The sequence below is a fragment of the Streptomyces sp. LS1784 genome (genome assembly GCF_020103755.1).
Taxonomy (GTDB): domain Bacteria; phylum Actinomycetota; class Actinomycetes; order Streptomycetales; family Streptomycetaceae; genus Kitasatospora.
The window spans coordinates 1-4,772 of the sequence record NZ_JAHSQD010000603.1 but is presented as its reverse complement, the minus strand read 5'-3'; the positions used below and the strand labels follow the sequence as shown (position 1 = coordinate 4,772).

At 72.4% G+C, this 4,772-nt stretch carries 3 protein-coding genes; 1 reads left to right on the top strand and 2 read right to left on the bottom strand.

The window, feature by feature from the left end; translation table 11 throughout:
• Positions 1-395: helix-turn-helix transcriptional regulator (locus tag KS423_RS38735; RefSeq protein WP_374120112.1), on the bottom strand; the 395-nt coding region annotated here is incomplete at its 3' end.
• Between the two features lie 209 nt (positions 396-604).
• Here KS423_RS38735 and KS423_RS38730 point away from each other — a divergent pair.
• Complete coding sequence (locus KS423_RS38730; protein ID WP_224284424.1) at positions 605-1,222, top strand: DUF4352 domain-containing protein; 618 nt, start codon at positions 605-607, stop codon at positions 1,220-1,222.
• Positions 1,223-1,344: 122 nt separating this feature from the next.
• Here KS423_RS38730 and mfd read toward each other — a convergent pair.
• Positions 1,345-4,772, bottom strand: a 3,428-nt coding sequence (gene mfd / locus KS423_RS38725; protein ID WP_224284423.1) for a transcription-repair coupling factor, incomplete at its 5' end; no start/stop codon positions are given.

The window sequence follows — 4,772 nt, the reverse complement described above, 5'->3', positions numbered from 1 at the left end:
AAGGCGTGCACGGCGGTGCCGGCGACGGCCCGGGGCAGCGCGAGGGCGAGCCGGGTGTCCGGTCGGCCGGCGAGCTCGGCCCACCGTTCGGGCTCGCGGTGCAGCAGCAGGAGCAGGGCGCCCGCCTCGACCAGCGGGGCGGCGGGGTGGCCGGCCGGGTCGCGGAGCGTGTCGACGAGCTGCCAGACCCGTTCCAGCAGCGGGAGTTCGGCGATCTTGCCCTGGGCGCGCAGCCAGGACTCGACCTCGTCGAGCGCGAAGGCCGGGCTGGCGTCGGTGCCGCCGACCGGGCGCGGGAAGTCGGGGTGGCGGCGGCGCCAGTTGCTGACCGCGGCCCGGCCGACGCCGGCCAGCCGAGCGATCTCGGCGGCGGTCACTTCGGGACGGTCCGGCACGGGGGCTCCTTCGGTGGGGCTGCGACCGCGCAGCGAGGGGCGCTGTGACCGCACAGCATAGCGATGCACCTCCCACGCCCGGTTCACATGTGAACAGAGCTCTTTTGTGAAATCGCATTGACATGGTTCACGACTCGGTGGTGTGATCCTTCCGTCGCCACCGAACGGGGGCGGCACAGGGAAGACCACCGACCACCGGGAGACACCCCATGTCCGCGAACGCCCGCCGTACCGCCACCCGTCGCACCGCCACCCTGCTGCTGGGCGCCGCGCTGGTCGCCCTGAGCGCGACGGCGTGCAACTCCACCGGCGGCTCCTCCGTCTCGACGGAGGCGAAGCAGCCGGCGGCCACTGCCGGCTCCGAGGCCGCCAAGCCGGCCGGGAGCAAGCCCGCCGACACCGCCAAGGCGCCCGCCAAGGTCGGCGACACCATCGCGCTCAAGGGCAACGACCCGGCCGACACCGCCGACGTGACGCTGGTGAAGGTGGTCGACAACGCCGAGGGCGAGGACGAGTTCACCCACCCGGCCGACGGCAAGCGCTTCGTCTCGATCCAGTTCCGGATCAAGGCGAGCGGCAAGAAGGCCTACAGCGACGCCCCGGGCAACGGCGCCAAGGTGGTGGACGCCCAGGGCCAGGCCTTCGGCAGCACGGTCGCGACCACCAAGGCCGGCCCGGGCTTCCAGGTCCCCGCGAACATCGCCCCCGGCGAGAGCGCCCTCGGCTTCGTCACCTTCGAGGTCCCGAAGGACGCCCAGCTCGACAAGGCCCAGTTCGGCCTCGACAGCGGCTTCGCCCCGCAGACCGGCCAGTGGAAGCTCGGCTGACGCGTCCGTTCACAGTCCGGCCGGCCACCGCGCCGCGTCGACGACGGCCGGTGCCCGTACACGCGGAACGGCGGCCCCGGGGCAGAGCCCGAGACCGCCGTGGACCACCCGGAGGGCGGACGCTACTTCTTCGCCCCCGCCAGGTCGTCGAACATGGCCGACAGGAACTCGGTGCACCAGCCCAGCAGTTCCCGCCCGACCAGCGGCTTGCCGCCGATCCGCCCGGTGCTCGGGCGCGGCACCAGCAGCTGCTGGGCGGCCGCCTTCACCTGGCTGCGCGGGTAGAGCCGGTTCAGCCGCAGCTGCTGGGACTCCCGCAGCTCCACCGGTCCGAAGCGGACGTTGGAGCCCTGGAGGGTGATGTCCGAGATCCCGCACCGCCGGGCGTACAGCCGCAGCGCCGCGACCAGCAGCAGGTTCTCCACCGGCTCGGGCAGCTTGCCGTAGCGGTCCACCAGCTCGTCCCGGACCTGCTTGATGTCCTCCTCCGAGTTGACCGCCGCGATCGAGCGGTACGCCTGCAGCCGCAGCCGCTCGCCGGGCGCGTAGTCGTGCGGCACGTGGGCGTCGACCGGCAGCTCGATCTTCACCTCCAGCGGCTCCTCCTCCGGCTCCCCGCCGCCCGCCAGCGACTCGCGGAACTCCGCCACCGCCTCGCCGACCATCCGCATGTAGAGGTCGAAGCCGACGCCCGCGATGTGCCCGGACTGCTCGCCGCCGAGCAGGTTGCCCGCGCCGCGGATCTCCAGGTCCTTCATCGCGACGTACATGCCGGCACCCATCTCGGTGTGCTGGGCGATGGTGGCCAGCCGCTCGTGCGCGGTCTCGGTGAGCGGCTTCTCCGGCGGGTACAGCATGTACGCGTAGCCGCGCTCGCGGCCTCGCCCGACCCGGCCGCGCAGCTGGTGCAGCTGGGAGAGGCCGAAGGTGTCGCCGCGCTCCACGATCAGGGTGTTGGCGTTGGAGATGTCGATGCCGGACTCCACGATCGTGGTCGACACCAGGACGTCGAACTCCTTCTCCCAGAAGTCGACGACGACCTTCTCCAGCTGGGTCTCCCCCATCTGCCCGTGCGCGGTGGCGATCCGCGCCTCGGGCACCAGGTCCTTCAGCCGGGCGGCCGCCTTGTCGATCGACTCCACCCGGTTGTGGATGTAGAACACCTGGCCCTCGCGCAGGAGTTCACGCCGGATCGCGGCCGAGATCTGCTTCTCGTCGTACGGTCCGACGAAGGTCAGCACCGGGTGCCGCTCCTCCGGCGGCGTGGTGATGGTGGACATCTCGCGGATGCCGGTGACCGCCATCTCCAGGGTGCGCGGGATCGGGGTCGCGGACATGGTGAGCACGTCCACGTTGGCGCGCAGCTTCTTCAGCTGCTCCTTGTGCTCGACGCCGAAGCGCTGCTCCTCGTCGACGATGACCAGGCCGAGGTCCTTGAACCTGGTCTCGGAGGAGAAGAGCCGGTGGGTGCCGATGACGACGTCCACCGAGCCCTCGAACAGCCCCTCCAGCACGGCCTTGGCCTCGCTGTCGGTCTGGAAGCGGGACAGCGCCTTCACCGTCACCGGGAAGTTGGCGTAGCGCTCGGCGAAGGTCGAGAAGTGCTGCTGCACCAGCAGCGTGGTCGGCACCAGCACCGCCACCTGCTTGCCGTCCTGCACGGCCTTGAACGCGGCCCGCACGGCGATCTCGGTCTTGCCGTAGCCGACGTCGCCGCAGATCAACCGGTCCATCGGGACGGACTTCTCCATGTCGGACTTGACCTCGGCGATGGTGGTCAGCTGGTCCGGCGTCTCCGCGTACGGGAAGGCGTCCTCCAGCTCGCGCTGCCACGGCGTGTCCGGGCCGAAGGTGTGGCCGGGGGCGGCCATCCGCGCCGAGTACAGCCTGATCAGGTCGGCGGCGATCTCCTTGACCGCCTTCTTGGCCCGCTGCTTGGTCTTCGCCCAGTCCGCGCCGCCGAGCCGGTGCAGCGTCGGGGCCTCGCCGCCGACGTACTTGGTGACCTGGTCGAGCTGGTCGGTCGGCACGAACAGCCGGTCGCCGGGGTGGCCGCGCTTGGCGGGGGCGTACTCCAGCACCAGGTACTCGCGGGTGGCGCCCTGGACGGTGCGCTGCACCATCTCGACGTACTTGCCGACGCCGTGCGCCTCGTGGACGACGTAGTCGCCGGCCACCAGCGCCAGCGGGTCGATCGCGTTGCGGCGGCGCGAGGGCATCCGCCGCATGTCCTTGGTGGAGGACTTCTGACCGGACAGGTCGGTCTCGGTGATGACGGTGAGCTTCAGCTTCTCGTCGACGAAGCCGTGCTCGATCGAGCCGCAGGAGACGTGGACGACGTCCCGGGTGGGCGCCTCGGAGAGGTCGGCGACCAGGCGGGCCGGGATGCCCTCGTTGCCCAGCACCTCGGCGAGCCGGGCGGCCGGGCCGTGGCCCTCGGTCACCATGACGACCCGCCAGTCGGCGGCCAGCCGCTCCTTGGCGTCGGCGATCGCCCGGGCGGTGTCGCCCCGGTAGGCCTCGACGGCGTGCATGCCGAGGGTCAGCGTGTTGGCGTCGAACTCCAGGATGCCGTCGACGGTCGACTCGCTGGTCGCGAACGGGCTGACGGACCACCAGGGCAGCCCGATCTCGCCGGCGTGCTCGCGCACCTCGGCGAGCGAGCGCAGCGAGGCGGCGGAGACGTCGATGGCCTCCAGGTCGATCGGCCGGTCCCCGCCCGCCGCGGCCGCGACCCAGGAGGCGTGCAGGAACTCCTGACTGGTCGCCACCAGGTCGGCGGCCCGGGTGCGGACCCGCTCCGGGTCGCAGACCACCGCGACGGAGCCCAGCGGCAGCACGTCCAGCAGCAGCTCCATGTCGTCCACCAGCACCGGCGCCAGCGACTCCATGCCCTCGACCGCGATGCCCTCGGCGATCCTGTCCAGGATCTCGGCCAGCCCGGGGTGCTCGGCGGACAGCTCGGCGGCCCGGGCCCGCACCTCGTCGGTGAGCAGCAGCTCCCGGCAGGGCGGCGCCCACAGGCCGTGCTCGGCGATCTCCAGCGAGCGCTGGTCGGCGACCTTGAAGTACCGGACCTCCTCGACCTCGTCGCCCCAGAACTCCACCCGCAGCGGGTGCTCCTCGGTCGGCGGGAAAACGTCCAGGATGCCGCCGCGGACGGCGAACTCGCCGCGCTTCTCGACCAGTTCGACGCGCGCGTAGGCGGCGGCGGAGAGCCTGCGGGCCACCTCCTCCAGGTCGTACGACTCACCGCGCCGGACGGCCACCGGCTCCAGCTCGGCCAGCCCCTTGACCTGCGGCTGGAGCACCGAGCGGACCGGGGCGACGATCACCTGAACCGGCCCGGCCGCCGGGTCGTCCGCCCGCGGGTGCACGATCCGGCGCAGCACGGCCAGCCGGCGCCCGACGGTGTCCGAGCGGGGCGACAGCCGCTCGTGCGGCAGGGTCTCCCAGGCCGGGAACTCGGCGACGGCGTCGGCGGGCAGCAGCGAGCGCAGCGACGCCGCGAGGTCCTCGGCCTCGCGGCCGGTCGCGGTGACGGCGAGCA

What these genes read in the sequence shown, in the direction of transcription:
- KS423_RS38730 (WP_224284424.1), top strand. Translation starts at nt 605, where the DNA reads ATGTCCGCGAACGCCCGCCGTACCGCCACCCGTCGCACCGCCACCCTG.